The sequence below is a fragment of the Paenibacillus sp. FSL E2-0178 genome (genome assembly GCF_038593005.1).
Taxonomy (GTDB): domain Bacteria; phylum Bacillota; class Bacilli; order Paenibacillales; family Paenibacillaceae; genus Paenibacillus_AQ; species Paenibacillus_AQ phytohabitans.
The window spans coordinates 153,693-173,406 of sequence record NZ_CP151953.1 but is presented as its reverse complement, the minus strand read 5'-3'; the positions used below and the strand labels follow the sequence as shown (position 1 = coordinate 173,406).

The 19,714-nt window shown below is 48.8% G+C and carries 20 protein-coding genes; 5 read left to right on the top strand and 15 right to left on the bottom strand.

Annotated features, from left to right (window positions below; genetic code table 11):
- The first annotated feature begins 44 nt into the window (after nucleotides 1-44).
- On the top strand, nucleotides 45-995 hold the full coding sequence (locus tag MHI42_RS00850; protein WP_171715905.1) for an alpha/beta hydrolase: 951 nt from the start codon (nucleotides 45-47) through the stop codon (nucleotides 993-995).
- A 127-nt stretch (nucleotides 996-1,122) separates the two neighbouring features.
- Here the strand turns inward: MHI42_RS00850 and MHI42_RS00845 are convergent, their stop codons facing one another.
- Nucleotides 1,123-1,479 carry a hypothetical protein gene (locus MHI42_RS00845; protein WP_342422404.1) on the bottom strand — a complete coding sequence of 119 codons (357 nt, stop codon included), beginning with the start codon at nucleotides 1,477-1,479 and terminating at the stop codon, nucleotides 1,123-1,125.
- Nucleotides 1,480-1,714: 235 nt separating this feature from the next.
- Between MHI42_RS00845 and MHI42_RS00840 the strand changes: the two genes are divergently transcribed.
- Nucleotides 1,715-3,043, top strand: coding sequence for a PQQ-binding-like beta-propeller repeat protein (locus MHI42_RS00840; protein ID WP_342422403.1), 1,329 nt, complete (start codon nucleotides 1,715-1,717; stop codon nucleotides 3,041-3,043).
- A 12-nt stretch (nucleotides 3,044-3,055) separates the two neighbouring features.
- Here the strand turns inward: MHI42_RS00840 and MHI42_RS00835 are convergent, their stop codons facing one another.
- On the bottom strand, nucleotides 3,056-4,276 hold the full coding sequence (locus tag MHI42_RS00835; RefSeq protein ID WP_342422402.1) for an aminotransferase class I/II-fold pyridoxal phosphate-dependent enzyme: 1,221 nt from the start codon (nucleotides 4,274-4,276) through the stop codon (nucleotides 3,056-3,058).
- Between the two features lie 353 nt (nucleotides 4,277-4,629).
- Between MHI42_RS00835 and MHI42_RS00830 the strand changes: the two genes are divergently transcribed.
- Entirely contained in the window at nucleotides 4,630-4,803 is a 174-nt protein-coding gene (locus tag MHI42_RS00830; protein ID WP_342422401.1) for a hypothetical protein, read from the top strand.
- Between the two features lie 106 nt (nucleotides 4,804-4,909).
- Here the strand turns inward: MHI42_RS00830 and MHI42_RS00825 are convergent, their stop codons facing one another.
- Both MHI42_RS00825 and MHI42_RS00820 read right to left on the bottom strand, forming a co-directional pair.
- Nucleotides 4,910-5,896 (bottom strand): cation diffusion facilitator family transporter, encoded by a 987-nt coding sequence (locus tag MHI42_RS00825; protein WP_171715910.1) that lies wholly within the window; start codon nucleotides 5,894-5,896, stop codon nucleotides 4,910-4,912.
- Nucleotides 5,897-6,038: 142 nt separating this feature from the next.
- Nucleotides 6,039-7,814 (bottom strand): ABC transporter substrate-binding protein, encoded by a 1,776-nt coding sequence (locus tag MHI42_RS00820; protein WP_342422400.1) that lies wholly within the window; start codon nucleotides 7,812-7,814, stop codon nucleotides 6,039-6,041.
- A gap of 142 nt (nucleotides 7,815-7,956) precedes the next feature.
- On the opposite strand from MHI42_RS00820, the gene MHI42_RS00815 reads away from it, so the two are divergent.
- Nucleotides 7,957-9,198 carry an MFS transporter gene (locus tag MHI42_RS00815; protein WP_342422399.1) on the top strand — a complete coding sequence of 414 codons (1,242 nt, stop codon included), beginning with the start codon at nucleotides 7,957-7,959 and terminating at the stop codon, nucleotides 9,196-9,198.
- Between the two features lie 180 nt (nucleotides 9,199-9,378).
- Here MHI42_RS00815 and MHI42_RS00810 read toward each other — a convergent pair whose 3' ends face one another.
- Complete coding sequence (locus tag MHI42_RS00810; protein WP_342422398.1) at nucleotides 9,379-10,335, bottom strand: WYL domain-containing protein; 957 nt, start codon at nucleotides 10,333-10,335, stop codon at nucleotides 9,379-9,381.
- A gap of 118 nt (nucleotides 10,336-10,453) precedes the next feature.
- Between MHI42_RS00810 and MHI42_RS00805 the strand changes: the two genes are divergently transcribed.
- Nucleotides 10,454-11,389, top strand: coding sequence for a Gfo/Idh/MocA family oxidoreductase (locus MHI42_RS00805; protein WP_342422397.1), 936 nt, complete (start codon nucleotides 10,454-10,456; stop codon nucleotides 11,387-11,389).
- A gap of 379 nt (nucleotides 11,390-11,768) precedes the next feature.
- On the opposite strand, the gene MHI42_RS00800 is transcribed toward MHI42_RS00805, so the two are convergent.
- The 10 genes from MHI42_RS00800 to MHI42_RS00755 form a co-directional block, all read right to left on the bottom strand.
- Entirely contained in the window at nucleotides 11,769-12,254 is a 486-nt protein-coding gene (locus MHI42_RS00800) for a flavodoxin domain-containing protein (protein WP_342422396.1), read from the bottom strand.
- Between the two features lie 41 nt (nucleotides 12,255-12,295).
- Nucleotides 12,296-13,075 (bottom strand): hypothetical protein, encoded by a 780-nt coding sequence (locus tag MHI42_RS00795; protein WP_342422395.1) that lies wholly within the window; start codon nucleotides 13,073-13,075, stop codon nucleotides 12,296-12,298.
- 134 nt (nucleotides 13,076-13,209) lie between these two features.
- Nucleotides 13,210-13,839 carry a helix-turn-helix domain-containing protein gene (locus MHI42_RS00790; RefSeq protein WP_342422394.1) on the bottom strand — a complete coding sequence of 210 codons (630 nt, stop codon included), beginning with the start codon at nucleotides 13,837-13,839 and terminating at the stop codon, nucleotides 13,210-13,212.
- A 287-nt stretch (nucleotides 13,840-14,126) separates the two neighbouring features.
- A complete protein-coding gene (locus tag MHI42_RS00785; protein WP_342422393.1) occupies nucleotides 14,127-15,218 on the bottom strand; it encodes an AbrB family transcriptional regulator in 1,092 nt (363 codons plus the stop codon).
- Nucleotides 15,219-15,257: 39 nt separating this feature from the next.
- On the bottom strand, nucleotides 15,258-15,911 hold the full coding sequence (locus MHI42_RS00780) for an MBL fold metallo-hydrolase (protein ID WP_342422392.1): 654 nt from the start codon (nucleotides 15,909-15,911) through the stop codon (nucleotides 15,258-15,260).
- 105 nt (nucleotides 15,912-16,016) lie between these two features.
- Entirely contained in the window at nucleotides 16,017-16,418 is a 402-nt protein-coding gene (locus tag MHI42_RS00775; RefSeq protein WP_340986789.1) for an Rrf2 family transcriptional regulator, read from the bottom strand.
- 81 nt (nucleotides 16,419-16,499) lie between these two features.
- On the bottom strand, nucleotides 16,500-17,546 hold the full coding sequence (locus MHI42_RS00770) for a hypothetical protein (protein ID WP_342422391.1): 1,047 nt from the start codon (nucleotides 17,544-17,546) through the stop codon (nucleotides 16,500-16,502).
- 106 nt (nucleotides 17,547-17,652) lie between these two features.
- Nucleotides 17,653-18,162 (bottom strand): GNAT family N-acetyltransferase, encoded by a 510-nt coding sequence (locus tag MHI42_RS00765; RefSeq protein ID WP_039299018.1) that lies wholly within the window; start codon nucleotides 18,160-18,162, stop codon nucleotides 17,653-17,655.
- Between the two features lie 120 nt (nucleotides 18,163-18,282).
- Complete coding sequence (locus MHI42_RS00760; RefSeq protein ID WP_342422390.1) at nucleotides 18,283-19,398, bottom strand: site-specific integrase; 1,116 nt, start codon at nucleotides 19,396-19,398, stop codon at nucleotides 18,283-18,285.
- Between the two features lie 114 nt (nucleotides 19,399-19,512).
- Nucleotides 19,513-19,704, bottom strand: a complete 192-nt coding sequence (locus tag MHI42_RS00755; protein ID WP_342422389.1) for a helix-turn-helix domain-containing protein — start codon at nucleotides 19,702-19,704, stop codon at nucleotides 19,513-19,515.
- Nucleotides 19,705-19,714: the final 10 nt, after the last annotated feature.

Below are 19,714 nucleotides of genomic sequence, written 5' to 3'. Positions count from 1 at the left end.
GGAGAGCCTGACCTAAATCAGAACTAAGAAGGAGACTGTAAACCATGCCAGAAGACAAGAAGATTGTTCTCGAGCCTGCAGCCCAGAAATTCGCTGATGACAACTCCGAGCCTCCCTTTCTGCCCGACCTTGGGCCTGAGAAAGGCCGCGAAACGGTAAATACAGTCCAATCCAGTGAAATATTCAAGCCCGAAGCCGATATCCAGGATCTGACGGTATCCGGCGGACCTGGTGGTGAGGTGAAGGTACGAATTGTCCGTCCTATCGGCTCCGCTTCTACTTCTCTTCCAGTCATACTCTATATTCATGGAGCCGGCTGGGTATTCGGCAACAGCCATACGCATGACCGCTTAATCCGCGAGTTGGCCGTCGGTGCCGAAGCTGCCGTCGTTTTCCCGGAGTACAGCCTCTCTCCCGAAGCCAAATACCCTACAGCCATTGAAGAAATCTACGCTGTACTGGAATGGATTGCCCAAGAAGGCTCCACTTACGGGCTGGATGCGTCCAAGCTTAGCGTTGCCGGAGACAGTGTTGGCGGCAATATGACTGCGGCCATCACACTGATGGCCAAGGAACGTAGTGGCCCGGCAATCTCCAAGCAGCTGCTGTTCTATCCGGTAACCGATGCTGCCTTCGATACAGAATCATATCACCTGTTCGCCGAAGGATATTTCCTGCAGCGCACCGGCATGAAATGGTTCTGGGATCAATATACCACTGATCCGGAGGAGCGGGCACAGATTACCGCTTCCCCGCTGCGGGCCAGCCTGGAGCAGCTGAGCGGTCTGCCGGAAGCCTTAATCATCACCGGCGAAGCGGATGTGCTGCGGGATGAAGGCGAAGCCTACGCGGCCAAACTCCGCGAAGCAGGAGTGCCGGTTACGGCAGTGCGGTTCCAGGGCATCATCCACGACTTCGTGATGCTTAACGCCCTGGCAGAGACCCATGCCAAAAAAGGGGCCCTGCTGCTGGCAACGGCCTGGCTCAAGCAATAAAGATTACGTTAAAATACGAAATCACATAATGAAAACAGCGGCAGCCATGGATGATATACATCCGGAGCTGCCGCTGTTTTATTGAATCAGACTGGTTCCCAGTGGTCAAATGATGGAGATAAACGCGCTACTTCCGCTGGGAATAGAACTCCGCCGCTTTGACCAGCATGTCCTTCAGTGAGCTGAAGGAGGTAGTTTTCGTGACATGCTCGTTCAGCTGATCATGCGGCAGCGACTTCAGCTCCTCTGCTGATCCGGCAGAGAATCCCCCGCTTTGCAGAAGCTCCGTCAATGATTCGAACGGAGTGAACTGTTGCAGAAAAGAACCCGACAACAGTTGATCCAGCGGCAGCTTCTCCAGCAATTGATCGACAGGCAGCTGATCTAGCGGAAGCTTTTGCAGCAGCTCACCGACTCCGCCCTCTTTGAACGTATCCACTAATCCTTGTATTTTATCGCCAAAGCCTCCGAAATTGAATCCCATAAAGGCAACCTCCTGATAACTGTAGTTGCTCCTTATTACCCTAAATACCGCTCAGCGAATTACCTAGTTTACATAATGTTTATTATGTTACGTTATTGTTATGATTGTAGTTATGATTATGGTTATAGTTGTGGCTGTACCTACGGTTACAATATTGTCTTCCTTATTTTAGCAACCAATCCTTGCTCCCGGCGTCTTACTATTTAGTACAAGACACATCAAGGAGATGACTCAGATGCTGCCAATGAAACCCATCCTCACCAGCTTACTCGCCCTTTCCCTGCTCTCATCCCTCACCGCTCTCTCTTCAGCTGACCTCTTGCCGGGTACAGCATACGCTGCTTCCGCGAACAATGCAGTCATTGCGGTCTCCAAAGACAAGCTGCTGCCGCTGAAGTGGCAAGTAGCCACGGATGGCATGGGCATGTATGACAGCAAGCCGCCTATTATGAACGGAATTCTCTACTACTCAGACATCAACAAGACGCTCTACGCCAAAAATATAGCCTCCGGCAAAGTTCAGTGGTCCTATAAACAGGGGGCACATCCGCAAATCGTCACGAATAACTCCGTATTCTTCATCGACAATCAGGAACAGCTCGTCAAAGTGTCCGCTGCCACCGGAAAGCTGATCTGGAAGGTTAAGGTGTCGGAGCGGCCTATAGAGATTGGGGCACAGGCCCGCCTGATTAACGGAAAAGTCTATTTTGCCAATGAGTACGGCGTTGTCGCGGCCTATAACCCGGTTACAGGAAAGAGAATATGGGAGAACAAGGATATTCCTATGTATGCAGGGACCATCTATGGAGAATATTCAGGTGTGTTTGTCGTTTCCAGCACGGTCGATAACATCCGCACCCAATTCTACGGCCTTGATCCGGCTACCGGGAAGCGGCTGTGGAGAATTGAGGGGTTATATAGTTATGTAACTTATCAGAATGGACAACTATTACTCCGTGAGCAGGCAAAGACTGCAGCGGGGAATACGGCAACGGCCGTGCCGGGTTACCAGCTGACTCTGGTACAGCTGAATCCCGCTACAGGCAAGATCTCCGGCCGGGAAAACTATAATCTGCTGGACGACATCTCCAGATTGGGGAGTGCTGCTACCTCCATCCAGAACTCTTATGTTTATACGGCAGACGGCAATCTCGACCAGGATGGATATACTCTTACGCGCTTTAAGCGTGGAGCGGATACCAATACGGCCCCCACAAGCTATGCTAGCTTCGGCAAATGGCTGGCCGGTCCCGCGGACGGAATGGCCTTCTTCCAGCATGAGACACAGATTAGCGGAATCAATATTGCGAACGGCAATGTCGTTGCGTTCGATCATCCGGCAGACAAGGTGGAGCACCTGCAGCACGTTGGCAAGGCTGTATTCGCCATTTACAAGAATGGCTATATCTCGATCAACCATTCCGATACCGGCGCACTGCTGGGGATGATCAACAGCGGTTCAAAGTATCCATACTTCGGCAATATAACCATCGATCATGGAACCGCACTGATTCCTACTGAACACCATATCTTAGCCGTTGCCCTGCCACAAGAATATCAGTAACATACGCGAAGTTTAAACATTCGTACGCAGAAACTCCCCTATCCTCCGGGCGGCTTCCAGAAGCCGCTCTTCATCCTCAACCAGCGCTATTCTGACGAAACCCTCTCCCTGACTCCCAAAAGCACTTCCGGGAATTACCGCTACCCCGGTCTTCAGTAGCAGTTCATGAGCGAAGCTCTGTGATCTTCCGGCTTCACCGTTCACTCCATAGTTCTCCGGCAGCCTCGCCCAGATAAACATCGTTGCTTCCGGCAATGGCACACTCCAGCCTTCATGTGCCAAGGCTTCCACAAAAACATTCCTGCGGCATTCATACAGCGCAGCCACTCCCTGCTCCGGTCCGGTAGTCATCGCCTGCTCCAGCGCTGCGACTGCCGCTTCCTGGATGGGATCGAAGACACCGTAATCCACATTGCTCTTCAGCTCCCGCAGCGCTCCGACGGCCTGAGCATTGCCCGTCATGAAGCCGATGCGGCAGCCGGCCATATTGAAGCTTTTGGAGAAGGAATGAAATTCAACCGCCGTATCCAGCGCTCCAGGGACCTGAAGGATACTGACGGGCCGGTAGCCATCGAAGCCCATCTCCGAATAGGCCAGGTCATGAATGATCAGCACGTCCCATTTAAGAGCAAGCTCCACTAACCGCTCCATATAAGCCAGATCTACCGTGACAGATATCGGATTGCCGGGAAAGCTGAGTAATATAAATACCGCTTCACGCCATACCTCATCAGGGATGCTCTCCAGATCGGGCCGGAACGCATTCTCTTCCAGCAGCGGCAGCGGCCAGGCTCTAACGCCGGCTATAGCCAGTGATCCTGAATAGATCGGATAGCCGGGGTCCGGCACAATCGCCAGATCCCCAGGATTGCAGACCGCGAGTGCGAGATGTGCCAGTCCGTCCTGCGAACCCATCAGGGCTACGATTTCTTCATCCGAATCAACTTCAGCATCGAAACGCCACTTCATCCATTTGGCCGCTTGCTTGCGGAACGCATCGCTTCCTTTGGAAGCCGGATACGAATAACTGTCCTCCCGCAGCACTGCTTCGCTTAAGGCATGACGGATTTCAGACAGAGGCGCCCGGTCCGGACTGCCAATCCCGAGATCAATGACCTCCAGTCCGGATTTTCGTGCTTCCTCCTTCCAGGCGGCCACCTCAGCAAAAATTGACGACCCCAGATGAGACAGCTTGTCCGATCTCCATTTATGTTTCGGGCTGCTATGTATCAATACAATACCTCCAGCATTTGTTTTCCAATTATTATAGCATGCGTTCAGAGCGCAGAAACCATGAAAGCCTGAGCAAATTTCGAGAATGGGATTATATTACATTAATATATTATTATTCTACTAAATTGACTCTATTTGAGCTGATCACTAGTGCCAGAACTCATATAAAAGTCTCTCAGAACCGAAACAGCGTATAATTTATGTTATACGCTGTTTTTTCGGGGCATATTTCGGCCAATTTAGCTCCTTTTTCAACGGACGCCCTTTCCCTTCAAATGATTTCAGCTCCGGCAGAACCGTAGGTTCCCTCTGGGCATAGGATAGGGGTATACATTACAAAGGTGGGACGTATCATGGCCAAAAACAAGCGCGGCAAAGCACTCTGGCGCACCCCTTCCAGAGCAAGAGGTACCTGCCCGATCTGCGGGAGCACACGTATCAAGCTGTTGTACTTCGGCAAAAGTCTGGCGGGCGATAAGCTCACCGTCTGCAAGAAATGTGACGGCAAGCAGCAGGCAGCGGTCTGAGGTAATCCCCGCTTCGCCTGCACAAAGAAACGGCCTGCTTGTCCCCTAGGGGCAGCAGCCGTTTCTTCAAGTTAACCCTCTCTCCTGTTCCAGCTTAAGCAGAGACTCATTGCAGCTCATGCTGCGGTACCCAGTTCTGAATTCCATTATCCTCGAGTATGCCGAGCGTCACATCCGAAATATGCGGGTCTGCAAGCAGCTTGTCCCTTACCTTGAACTTAATGTCGTCGGCATCGGCAAGCGTCAATCCCCGTTTCAGCTCGATGAGTCCTTCGACGTGGTAATAACGTCCCTCTTGCAGAATCCGCATCTGATAAATATCCGTCACCCACGGGTCATCAAAAATAATCTTTGCCACCCGCTCCTCAATCTCCGGCGGTGCAGCCACACCGATCAACCCGACCATGTTGTCGTAGCCTACACGGAAGGCCACCCCGATCATCATGAAGGCAATCAGAATACTGCTCACACCATCCAGCAGCTTGAAGTTTGTAAAAGCGGTAACCAGAATGGCAATCATGGCGAGCAGCCCGCCGCTGGTTGCGACCAGATCCTCATAGTAGACAAGCCGGGTAGGCGGGGCGGCTCTTTTTACATTTTTGAGGGAAGCCGTGAACTTGCCCAGCCCCTTGGCCTCAACCCTTGATTCATGCAGCACCTCGTTCATCGCCTTCACCCAGACGAACCCGTCTGCCGCGATCGACAGCACAAGTACCAGCACATTGATCCAGTAGCCTTGCGAATCCGTAGCCGGATGCTTCAGCAGATGGAAGCCTTCATGCATTGTCTCGTACGCCATGATGGTCACGACAATTACGGCCACCATACAGAATAGATTAATCACCCGGCCGAAACCGTCCGGGAAGCGGCGTGTCGGTTTTTTCTCAGCCAGCACACTGCCTGTAAATACAAACATCTGATTCACGGCATCGGCAATCGAATGCATCATTGTGGCAAACATTGAACCGCTGCCTGTCAGTGCAAAAGCGATTCCCTTAACGATGGCAATCCCTGTATTGCCGATAGCAGCCGAGCCTGAGGATTTATTGCCCTTTTTGATTAAGCTTCTTATGCTTTCGTTTGTCTGCTCCATTATCCGGCAGCCTCCTTAAGCTCATATACCGAAATCCGGCAAACGCCTGCGCAGCTGATTTCGTACGGCTCCCGCCGTGGTCTATGTATCTATATACCCCATGCGGCAATTTTCTATCAGCTGCGGTGAGTTGGAGGTCGAATTACTGGAATCCCGATTTAACCCATAGCTTCGAAATATCCAGAAATCCGAAAGAGCCGGTCTGCAGTCCGAACAGGTTTTGGCTAAGCTGCGCTTTTTTGTTCATATGGCAGCCATAGAGCACCCAGCAGTTGTCGCGCAATTGGTCTTCCGCCAGATCCAGCAGCTCCGCCCGCTCTTCAGCAGGCAGACGGGAGAAATGCTCCAGTACCCGCTGCAGCTTTGATTTCTGACGATCCAGCAGCAGATCATGCAGATAGTTCGACTCATTGCGGAAATAATTGATCATCCCCCACTGCCAGTCATCCTCCAGCACCTCTTCGGCAATCAGCAAGTCAGCATAGCCCATGATATCTGCGAGATCGTATTCGGTCAAAGGATGCAGCTGGAGCTTAAGTCCGATCCTCCCGCCGCGTTCCTGCAGCCATAAAGCCTCCTCCTGATCCTCCTTCCGGCTCCGGTAGGCAATCGTCAGCACTTCTCCCCCATAGCCGCCAGCCTGAAGCAGCGCTTTTGCTTCCTCAAGCAATGGCTCTCTGAACTCCTGCTGATTACTCTTCCAGGGCAAAAAGCTATCCGCCGGCATAATCCGGTTGCCCCCGAGTTCCCGGATCATGGCCGGCTGATTGTACAATATCCGTAACGCTTGCCGTACAGCCTGCTGATGGTGAAGTCCTTCTCTTCTAAAGTTAAACAGGATATAGCGGCAACCCAAGGCCGGGTAATCAATGCTATGGCCCTGCTCATCCCCGGCAGGAAGCGGGTTGTGCCCGGCATCCGTAAGCTGATACTGGCGGACACTCGATCCCAAATGCGGTAAATACCAGATTTCTACCCGGTCCAGCAGCGGGCGGATTCCGTAATAGAGGTCATATGCGCCTAGCACCAGTACATCCTCATTCAGATCCAGTACCTGATATGGCCCCGTCCCTACCGGATTAGCGGCGAAATCCACATCATAAGGCAGAATAGACATATAGATTGAACTGAACAGATGCAGAAAAAAGGTATTGGGCTGCACGAGGTCAAACCGGATACGATAATCACTTTCCAGCTCGACATGACAGATATCCTTAAAATGGCTGATCGCCGGACTATTCAGATCGGTCAGACGCTGCAAAGTCTCTTTGACATCCCGTGAAATCATCCCTCGTCCGTGATGAAACCTTACCCCCTTACGCAAATAGAACAGATAACTTGTACTGTCCGGATTGGCCTCCCAAGTATGCGCCAGCCCAGGCAGAAAGCTGCCATTCTCTGCATCATAGGTAATTAATGTACTGCAAATATGCCCCAACAAATAGGTTTCAAAAGCTGTGTACACCATCGCCGGGTCCAGCTTCTCCATCGGGCGGTTACGGGAAATCCGCAGCACCTCCTGCCCGGATGTGGAGTCCGGCTCACTCCAGAAGCCCATTTGTTTGTCGAGTACTGCCAGCAGACGTTCCTTAAGCGGCTCGTTCACCTGATATTGGCTAATTAACTCGATCGCCGGTTTAATCCGGCCTTTATGGACCATGTCCTGAAACTTCTCCTCCAGCACCTCGTCCACACTGCGCAGGAACGTCAGCTGCGAATAATTCCCTCTGCCTCTGCCGGGTATCCATGTGATCAATTGCTGTTCCTCAAGCTTCCGCAGAATAAACTTTACATTGCGCGGCGTGCAGCACAGGATGCCGGTTAGTTGCTCAATAGTGACCGGAATGGGCTGCTGTACAATAAAAGCCGGGTCTAAAGCTGCGGCCAAACAGAGATAATTCATGCTGCTATTGTCCATATATCCAGGCTCCTTTAAAGGTGAAAAGTCACATGAAATCCTTACACTTTTATTTCATCCTTTTATCTATACAATTATACTTAATACAGCATCAAGAAGCATTCGCCAAATTCAATCACCCGATTAGGAGACATCTGATTCTATGAAACAGCATCTGCGGCACATTCATCCTCTGGCTTGGACCATTATCATCGGAACGATGTTTGGCCGGCTGGTCACCTCCATGAGTATCCCTTTTCTATCGATTTACCTGACACAAGTCCTGGGCGCTACTGCCACCCAAACAGGATTTACGGTAGCCGTCAGCTCTCTGGCGGGTGTTCTGATCAGCTTCTACGGCGGTTACATATCTGACGTGATCGGCCGCAAAATCGTTATGCTGGTCTCCGTGTTCGGCTGGGCCTGCGTATTCTTCGGCTTCTCAGCCGCGCAGCATTTATGGGTCTTTTTCCTCGTCAATACGCTAAATGGGCTATGCCGTGCAGTATTCGAACCGACCTCGCGGGCTTTACTCTCGGATATTACACCTCCGGATCACAAGCTGCTGGTCTTCAATCTGCGGTATGCAGCGGTGAATCTGGGGGTTGTCTTCGGGCCGATCATTGGCCTGCAGCTGGGCTCAGCCAAATCCACATTCCCGTTCATGATCGCCGGTATCGTCTACATCGCCTATGGACTTGTACTGTTCCTGCAATTCTCTGTACACCGTGCCAACCTGCCGGTTCACGGCGAAGCCCGGACACCGAAGCTGCTTGAAGCGCTGTCTACCACCGGAAGGGATAAGGTCTTCCTGCCCGTTCTGCTCGGTACAATCTTCTGCGTGCTGGGATATGGGCACTTCAGTTCAACACTGGCGCAATATCTGGCGAACAACCCCCACTTCAGTAATGGCAGACAGCTCTTCTCCTACATGCTGTCTCTGAATGCGATAACGGTGCTGATTGTGCAGTATCCGATCGTCCGCACAGCGAGTAAATTCCCGCCAATCATTCCTCTAATCCTGGGAAATAGCTGCGTCGCTCTCAGTCTGCTGCTGTTCGGTATGCCTGGCGGAGTCGCTCTGTTGATGTTCAGTGTTGTCTTATTCACGATCGGGGAAGTACTGCTCTTCACAATGATGGATATGCTCATAGACCGGATTGCACGTCCGGAGTGGAAAGGTACTTATTTCGGTACGATCGGCTTCAATAATCTCGGCAATGTAATGGCCCCAATTCTGGGAGGCCTGCTGCTTGATCAATTCGGCACGGCGAATGGTCCGGCCGTATTCGTGCCGCTGGCTTTGACAACGGCTCTTGGCCTTCCTTTCCTGATTACGGCACACAAAAGGCTCCGGAGCAGAGAGCTTGCCGAAGCTGGCGATAAGGATAACATAAGTGCCTAAGACATTAATAATCCCCAGACTTGGCTGAGAAGCTTAGGTCTGGGGATTATTTTGTTTACCTGGCTTTATAACAATAACACGCTGCCATAAATTCACTCTCGAGCTATTGCTTAACAACCACTTGTCTTCAATTAGTTAACATAATATTAATTATGTTACCCTATTTCAACAATATCAATCTTAACAATACATTTTATTCCATATACGCACCTGACTGCTAATGTATTCCCGAAGCTCTGCCGGTTCCATAATTTCAGCTTGGACAAGCAAGGGCAGCACTTTCTCACACGCAGTCTCATAGTCGTACATATTCGCAGTGATGATCTGGAATTCACCCTCTGGTTCCATATTCATAACTTCTAACCTCTTACTGATCCCCTGATTATGCACAGGCATGCGGATGACTACGGGGTAGATTTCCCGTGCTTTGCTGGCATTAATGAAGGCAAGCTCTCCTACTTTCCAGTATTCCTGCAGGGAGAAGTGTTCTGGGATAGTATAGGTCCCCTCTATTAACGACACCGCGGCAAACCGCTCGCATTTAAACGTACGAACAGCCTCTGCTCCCTCGCAATAAGCGGCCAGATACCATCCGCCCTGCTTGACAACAAGTCCATAGGGATGCAGCTTCCGGCAGGAGAGCTCTCCATTCACTTTGCGGTACTTCGTCTCAATTCGTCTGCCTCGCCACACCGCAGTGCGCAGCGTCTCCAGATATGGCACTGCCGCCCGATCACTCCACCACGGTGTATCATCGAACAGAAAACGGCTCTGCGCGGTACGGATATCCTCCTGATAAGGAGCGGGCAAGCTTGCTTCGAGCTTCAGCAGAGCATTTTGGAGCAGAAGACCGGTCTCACCCGAACCGCCTGCAGGCATCCCCATTCCTGTCAAAAACAGATGAACCACCTCTTCGCCATGCAGCCGCCTCAGATTCACCGTATAGCCCTCCATCAATGAAATTCCGCCGTTCGGCCCGGTTGTTGTAACGAGAGGAATGCCCGATTCAGCCAGGACATCAATATCTCTGTAAATGGAGCGGACGGACGTTTCGAGGGCCTCTGCCAGAGCAGCCGCCTTCATCCTGCCCCTGGATTCAACCAATAAAAGAATTGCAATCAAGCGGTGCAGCCGCATCCTATCCCTCCAGTTTCTACATTTCAATGACGCATCATTTCACAACTCTATTCTTGCCACTCTGTTGTCAACAATAGGACGTTATGATGAATGTATCAAATCTAAGGAGCTGCTGTAAATGAATATTGGCATATTGGGAACAGGTTTTGGAGCCTATCATGCATCGATCTTGAAGCAACTGGAGTCTACAGACCGTGTGGTCGTCTTCGGACGAAATGAAGCCAAGCTGCTGAAGCTGAAGGAAGAGCTTGGGGTAGAGATCACGTTGTCTATAGAAGATATAATGTCTGATCCCGGGCTGGATGTAATAGATATCTGTCTGCCTTCTGCGCTTCATAAGACTTATGCTGTGGAGGCACTGAGACGCGGGAAGCATGTATTTTGCGAAACGCCGGTTGCTCTGGAGCCGGAAGATGCACGGGAGATGCTCATGGCTGAACAGCAATATGGCCGGAGAATTCTGGTCAATCAATTCATCAAATTCGATTATGCCTATGAGTACTTATATAAGGCAGTTCAAGATCTTACATACGGCAAATTGCTGCAGGTCACCTTGCGCCGGGAAACGGCACCGCTATGGGGGGACCTGGGCCTCTCCAAAATCGCAGCTAATCTGATGATTCATGATCTGGATTTCATCGAATGGCTGCTGGGTTCACCTGCACCTTCTGCGGTCTGGGGTACCTCTGGAGCTAAAGACGGTCAAGCATTGGTGCATGCTTCCTTCCTTCAACCTGAGGTGAGCGCACAGCTGATTGTCTCTTCGCAGATGCCGGAGACTTATCCTTTTACCGTCGGTTATGAAGCTTATTTCGATCAGGCGAAGCTGGTGTTCCACGAGATCGGTTATGCGAACGGGGATATAGAGGCCAGCTTAACCGCATATACGTCTATAGGCAAAGAGAGTATTCCATTGCCCCCTAACAATCCATATGAAAAAAGCTTACGCCATGCACTCCAATGTCTGCAGGACGGTACGGACTCCATCCTCTCTCTGCAGCATGCGCTGAAGTCCCTGGAAATGGCATCAAAATTGACGGAAGAGCTCCGTTAATTAATCGCAATAAATACTGTTGATTTCTGTAGCTGGTAGTGGTATTTCAATCCTTTTTCTATCTGTTTGTGGATAGGTACGTATTGTATTTGGAAGTGAGTGAGGTAGCTAAGTGGAGTAATTGGGGAAGCTTTTTCTATTATGAATTTTTCATATGTTGAAATAGTATAATATATAGTGGGGCGGTCTGTTATCTTTAGAGATAAACATAGATTGTTAGTTAACATAACCTTAATTATGTTACCCTAAATAGAGTTGAATGCTATATCTTCCCAAAATCAATGCAGCGGCAGCTCTTTGCACAGGATCAATTCCCTTAGCTGCCGCTCTTTTACAGAAACTGTATCATTCCAGCCCCTGCCGTTGGCTTGTAGCCAATCTAACTCACTGTCATTGCACGCGCGAATCCTTCGAGCTTATTCATCGATAATCCAGCTCCAGCTTCATCCCCTTTCCCCTTGACCATCCGCAGAACCCATTTGTCCAGTGCTGAAATTCTCTCCGGATAAATCTCATCGCCCAGGATCTCCTTGGCAAGTGCCTTCTTGTACAGAACCTCCGGATAAGCTTGCTGAAGCTCCTGCTCCGCTTTCTCCCCGGTCATCCCTGCACAGATGAACAACCCGAGCCGCTTACCCGACAGCTCCTGTACATTTTTGGAAGTGAATGCCGCCATTTCTTTACGGATTGTACCGTAGTAGATGGAACCGCCCAGAATCACCGTGTCATAGGCAGCCAGCGCCGGTACTTTGGCATCCTTTAGATTCACAGTCTCAGCCTCACCAAGCCTTGATTTCAACAGAAATGCCGCTTTCTCGGTACATCCATACTTGCCTGCATATAGAATCAGTGTTCTATTACTCATATTATCCGCCGCTCCTTATCTATGGTAAATGGGTTTGAAGACTATCCCGGTTCCTGTACATTGCTCAATACAAGGTATAAACAAACAATAGCACCTATATTAAACGCAGGAAACGCTATCAGCTCTACCGTGGATACACTTACTCCCGCCCTCAGCATCCCAATGATCATGGCAGTGATGGAGGTTAGCAGGGCCGCAGCTTTTACTATGACTACAGAAGCAAGCAGATAACCATAAGGCCGTCTGCGAATGAGCAGTACTCCGGTAATTGAAGATAGCGGAACAACAATGGCTAAATCGAGTGCCTGAATCACTAATGTGCTGTAATGCTCCAACCCTTCGGGTGCTGTCCCTTGGCGATAAGAACCAGCGAGCCTGCCCAGCCATAACAACATGATCATTAATGAGGTGAAAAGCAGGAATAAACCTATGCTTTGTGCCGGTAAACTTGGTCTGAAGAAACGTTCAACCTTCTCCTTCTCTAATGACAGCAGAGTCAGAATAAATGCAAATAAGCTGGATGAGAACAATATTACATAGATTAGAAACAGGTTATTGTACATAGACAGGAAGCTGTAGGACGCATAAGTATACGTAAAATATCCCAAGGCTCCAGCTAACAGCAGCCGCCCTCTGACCCGCCCTCTGAAGCTCATAACCAGTGAAACGAGCAGCAAGGGAACCCCCAGTACCAGTGTAACTCCATCCTGGGCTTTGGCCTGGGCAACGACGGAAATTGAATCATTTTTATAGATTCCGCTACCATATAATTCGACCTTCTCACCCCGGATTGAGGTAAAGGATTCAGAACTCCCTTTCACCCCCCGTCCGTGACCTGACAGTAATCCGTACCCCGACGCGACTATCGCAAGGATAATAATTAATCCCGTTAAAATGCCAACTGATCGTCTATACCCCATCGCCTTCTACCCCTTAGCCGAATAATCTTAAAAACTTATTCCCTACTCCCTGCAATAAGCAGCATTGCCTTGACATGCCGGGTAATCAGCGCCTCCTTCTGCTCCTCCGGCAGATTCTTCTCGACGCTCAGCCTCATGATCAGTCCAAATGCCGCACTCCAAATCACTTGGGCAGTAAGTTCAATTTCCTCCTCTTGGCGGGCTGCCATCCCTCTGAATTGGCGTAGAGCCCTGCAGAGCATGCTGATTGCATTACGCTCCATTGCAGCTCCTTTATGCAGTACTGCAGTATGGTTAAGTACAGCAGGCGAATCATTAAGCATCACATTCCGGTACTGCGACCCTTCCGCGGTGGTCATCCGGATAAACTGTGACAGCGACTGGCTTAAGTTATCCTCAGCCGATACTTCACTCCGCGCAGTGTCTGATTCGGCTGTTAGCCCGCCCATCAATTCTCTGTACCCCTGCTGAAGAAGCTGCTCCACTATATCCTCTTTTCCCTGAAAATAGTGATAAATGATCCCGGCGGAATACTCCATCCGTTCAGCAATCTTGCGGATAGACAGCTGCTCAATCCCCTTCTCGGCCACTAGTTCACCAGCCGTTGTCAGAATCAAATTACGCATCGCTTCACGTTCCTGCTCTTGTCTCTCTTCTTTGCCCATGATTGTAAGACTCCTTTAACAAGGCGTTATTTAATTTAACACTGTAATGTTTTTTAACACTGTTCAAAACAAATTATATGCACCGGGATACCTTAAATGATGTGACTATTTTTACATTTTGAGAAATTCCCCAATTGCACGAGCAGAAAAAGCCCGGGACAGCCCCCGGAGGGCATCCCAAGCTTTGCTTTAAGTTCACTTTTAAGTTCTCTTTTAGGCTCTCTTTTCACTTCAATTCCGCTTTAGCTGACCAAACGCAGGAGTTAGTTAACATAATCTTTTTTATGTTAACTAACTCCTGCTGTCTTGCGTTTTTTCTCCCGGAAGATCAATTTAAACAACGGCGGAACTGCAAAAAAGATGAAAAACGTCCGGAATAACTGATAGCCCGCCACCGTTGGCAAATCCGCCCCTACCTCATGCGCGATCAGACTCATCTGATCCATCCCTCCGGGAGCAAGACTGAGCAGCGCGGTTGCTGATGATACCGAATCCAGATAAGCGAACAGCAGACTGAGGCCATACGCTCCGGCAATCAGCACTGCCCCGCTGCCTACAGCCAGCGATAGAGTCAGCAGTTTATTGTTCAGCTTACGCGGATCGAGCAGCAGTCCGACATATACCCCAATCATCAGCTGCGCGGCATTGATCAGAACATCCGGAAGCGCTGGCCCCTGAAGACCGCTGATCTGCAGAATTGCCGTAATAATAGCCGGACCGAGGAGATACGCGGTGGGAAATTTAATCTTTTGGCCTACAATTCCGCATACCGTACAAGCGACGCCAAAATAAAAGATATTCGGGAATAGCCCTCCCCACCCGGCCGCAAATTCAACCAGAAGAGGTGTATTCTCTCCCCCGCCAGCGTGGCTGGCAAACAAGGGACTGTAGATCAGCAGCGGCACACAGATAATAATCATCATCAGCCGGACCACCTGAATGACGGTTACAACCGTAAGATTGATATCCTTCGACTCTTCGGCCAGCACCAGCATCTGAGTTAAGCCGCCGGGGATACTTCCCAGTAGGATGGTCTTGTAGTTGGTCCCCGACACCTTAGATACAATTACCGCAATTCCGGCGCAGAACAGCAGCAGAAGCGTAGTCATAAGCAGCATAGAGGGCAGCTGATAAGCTATTTGATTCAGTGCTGAACCGGTCAACGAGAGACCAATCGTATAGCCGACGATAATCATCCCGGTATTCCGTATTTGTCCGGGCCAGATATATACTTGCTTACGCAGATTGGAACCGGTCAGCACAGCGATCATAGGGCCGAGCAGCCAAGGTAGCGGCAGATGCATTAGCATAAAGATCCCCCCGCCAGCCAAAGCGGTAATCAGGGTCATCAGAACATATAGCGGTTTACGCCGAGTCACAGATAGGGTTGACATCAACAATCCTCTTTTCCAGCCCATTCAGCTTGGTTCATATTGGAGAGTATAGATGTGATTCAGTCCGGCAAGGGTCTCACCAGTAATCACCAGCTCTTTTACATCGTTAACAGGCCGGCCTGCAGCCTGCAAGAACTTATCCGCTTTGGCAAAATAAAACCGGCCGAGCAGTCCCAGCGCTTTGGTGCTGTAATGCATAGGAATGGCAACCGCCGGCTGCAACTGCTTCACCACTGCCGCTGCTCCAGTACCATCCAGCGTCATTCTTCCGCCGACAGGAATCATCAACACATCAACCTCCCCTATCTGCTCCACTTGCTCCGGGGTCAGAATATGGCCGAGGTCACCGGCATGACAAATCCGCAGTCCGTCGACGGTGAAGACAAAGACCGTATTGCTGCCTTTTTTGGCCCCTTCAACATTATCATGATAAGTGGGCACCCCATGAATCTCCACTCCTTTTACACTGAAATGCCCTGGGTTATTAATTAGTTCGTAGTCGCCCTCAGCGATATGAACCTGATTGTGATCCTTATGATCATGGGTGACTGCCAGTATATCCGCCCTAACCCGGGGCATCCGGTAGCCTAGGAATTTCCCGTACGGATCAATCAGAATTACCGTGCCCTGCTCAGATGTGAGCTGAAATGCGGAGTGTCCAAACCAGTGTATTCTCATTTAATCTCCTCCATAATTGAATAGTGCTATTTAATTGTGCATTTATTTGCACATTTTAAATCAAAAAAAGCATGTGTTTGGAGAACGGCCACGGAATCTCAGCCGTCACTCCACCAAATCAGCAACCGTATACGATTTCAACACATGCTCAACCTGGAAACGGATATCCGTCATAATCTGATCGAAGGACTGGCGGACCTTCTGTCCAAACAAATGATTGCCGGTAGTGTCCAGCATGCCGTCCAGCATAGGTACATCATCATGCATGGACAGGTATACCTCTGCCAGGGTAATATCTCCGGGTTGTTTAGCCAGCATATAGCCTCCGCCCCGGCCTTGACGTACCTCAATATAACCGGCTTCAGTAAGCCGGGACAGGATCTTGCGCAGCGCTGTCGGCTCGCAGCGGATCTGTTCAGCAATCTCCCTGCTTGAGTACTGTTCCTTAGATGAAGCGAGCACGACTAACGCCTGCAATCCATACCCAAATCGTTTGAGCTCTGCCATAGGAAGTAGTGACTCCTTCACTGCTACTAATATGTGCAAATCATAGCACACTTAATATCTGCATACAACCTTATTAACCGGCTAATCAATACTAGCTATCTTCCATTCACCTTGCTTGTTTTTGAGCAGAGAGATTTCATTAGCTCCATCAACAATATATCCCTCTGAAGTCATCCGGGTATAGCTGACGATGAAGGCAGCCCGTTTGGCCCCTTCCATAGGAATGCCCCGGACGGTCAATTCGGAGAAATGATAGACATTCTTATGATCCAGAAAAAACTGCAGAGCTTCATTAAGCTGCGGTGAGTACAGAGTAGAGTCGAATTTCTCCTTATCCCCTGCCGCCCAGGCTTCAAGACAGTCCATCGTTTCCTGCAGCGCCTGCTTTTTCCCGGGATCACTTCCTACATCCGGCGCTGTTAAGAACACACCCGGAGTGATGGGCGGTTGCTTCTTCATATATTCAATATCTCTAAGCATATCAATGAACACAGGAAGCAAAGTTGTACGTTGTTCATCCTGAACATGGATTTCCGCCCTGTAAGCCTGATTTTTCGCCGTGAATTTGAATGCTTCGGCCGTCTGGCTTCCTTTCACTGTGCTTTCTTCTACTTTGCTTCCGAGGTATTCCTTATATTTCAGCAGCACCAGATCATTGCCTGGCCCAAATTCTCCATCACCAGCTGCCGTATCCGTTCCATCAAGTTTAATTAAAGTAATATAATTCTGTTTATCCGGTGTGCCCCAGGCAGTCCTTCCATCCTGTTCAAACCGCACCATCGTTTCAGGCATGAACAGCCCCAGTGGTAATGTCTGATCTGCGGAGAACGCTGCTTGGACAACCTCTCCCTTAATCTCATATCCTCTGCCGCTCTCGCTGTAATCCGGTACTGCCGGAATCAGCGCGACTGATTTGACCGCAGGCGGTTCTGTTTGGATTACTGCCGGGGTAGCATGGGCTGGAGATGGAGTAACGGATACTGCAGCTGTTGCAGCTGTCGTTGCGGACGGCTGTGCCATCCCCCCGGCACCGGACGAATTAATCTCTGCCCCGTTGCCGCAGCCTGAGCTGAACGCTAATACAACTGTAATGCAGCCCGCTCCGAATACACTCTTACGCGTGGACATTTGTGATCACCTCAGTTACCAGACGCTGGAAGCGCCCTAAAGTTGCGCGTCATTCAGGTAAGTGTATGTGATGAGCGGCGGGAGTCACTCATGTTCCGGCCCGCATTTATTTCTTAATTCTATTAGTATTTAATGTGCTGAAGTATTGGCTGGGATTGCCTTGCCGGGAGTTGAACCTCTCCTGGAACTCCCCTCCTGTATAAGAACCGATCACCCGGTGCCAGAAGTTACGCGCAGGTGTATTCGCACGGATCTGCGAGACCTTCCAGTCGCCGGGGAACATATCAAACAGCCGGTGTGCAGCCCAGGTTCCTACGCCGCTGCGGCGGTATTTCTGCATCACAAAAAACTCTGTCATATAGAACTGTCCCTCCGGATCACGCAGTAGCCGGTCTACAAGCGCAAAGCCGGCGATATTGCCGTCCACCGTGAATAAGTAGGCAAATTTGTTTAGACCGCTGTTCCAGTAGGCCTCCAGCCCGGGATAAGACGGAAACAATCCGTCACGGTCCACCTGCAGCTCCAGGTACCGCGTAAAATCATACAAATAGAACTGCATTAATCTGCTTATAATCTGCTTCTGCTCTTTAGGAACCAGCTCGATTCCAAGTTCCATCAGGTTCACCTCTGCCGTTTTCGTTTACTTCACATCATATTCCAATGATAAATCCCTTTATTATCAAGGGTTTTCTAACCTTTCTTAGCTCAAAATCACAAATGGGTCACAATTTTCTACTTAAAGACTCAATACTCTGTCTAATGTGTCCGCAACTTCCTGTTGCATTGACGGGATCACATGACTATAAGTATCCAAAGTTATGCCAACCTTAGAATGTCCCATTCGTTCTGAAATGATCTTAACATTTACGTTTTCCATTATAAGAATTGTTGCATGAGTATGACGAAGGTCATGAAAACGTATGTGAGGCAAATCAGCCTTTATTAAATCCTTTTTATATGAGGTAGTTAAATTATCTGGATAGATATTCTTTCCATTTTTATAATTAAAAATAACTAAATCCATATCAATAAATCTTGAACCTAGTCGTAATTTTGTTTCCAAATACTCCTTACGTTGCTCTTTTAATATATCTATCAGTGCATTTGGTAAAGATACTTTACGAACACCTGACGAAGTTTTAGCACCTTGCTTAATAGTCTTTCCAAAATTAACTAATGTTTGATTAATTGCAAGCTCTCTTTTCTCGAAGTCGATATCTTGCCATCTTAACGCACATATCTCACCTTTACGAAGACCACAATAAAGCGCTAAAGCATAAGCACAGTAAAATCTAAAGCCCTTTGTAATTTTTAGAAACTGTTTAGTTTCTTCAAGGGTCCAAATGTTCATTTCAAGTTTCACATATTTAGGCAATGTAATTTTTCGCATTGGGTTATCTTGAATGATTTTATAAAGCATTGCTTTGTCCAGTGCCTTTTTTATGATAGTAGCTATTCTGTCAATAGTATTTCTTGCATATCCCGCTTCGTGCATACCAGTAACGAACTTTTGGCATTGCATAGGTGTAAGTTTCTGTAATCTGATGTTCCCTAATTTGGGCTTAATGTGATTTTTAAATGACAAATAATTGCTATAATAAGTAGTCTCATTGACCTGTAATATTCTATCAGTCTTAAACCAATCTTCAAAAAAGGTAGCAACACTAAGTGTATTTGGAGATGAGTATTGCCCTGACTTAACCTCATTTTTTAATTCAAGCATTCTATCATTTGCTTCTCGCTTAGATTTAAACCCCTTTCTCCTTATTTGTTTTCTTTCTCCAGATTCATCGTAATAATCAAATATAAATTTCCAAGTTTTAGTTTTCTCATCGTATTTAGGAACTGCCATTCAAACACTCTCCCGTTCAAATAGAATGGGAGTCAAAGCATGTGACTGATATTATTATATCACATAGTTCGGCTCCCATATAATGTTAATCATATGTATTATTAATACTTTTAATCATTTTCCTTCTTTGAGCCATCTATCAAAAACCTCTTCATGAACTAAGTATCTTCTACCTATTTTAATAGCATGAAACTCTTTTCGCTTAATGATCATGTATGCACTGTCACGGCCAATCCCCATCTTGCTCATAATATCCTTAATACCAATCATGACCTTGTCTGAATGCTTTTCTTTAATTATGCTCAATTCCTTTCGC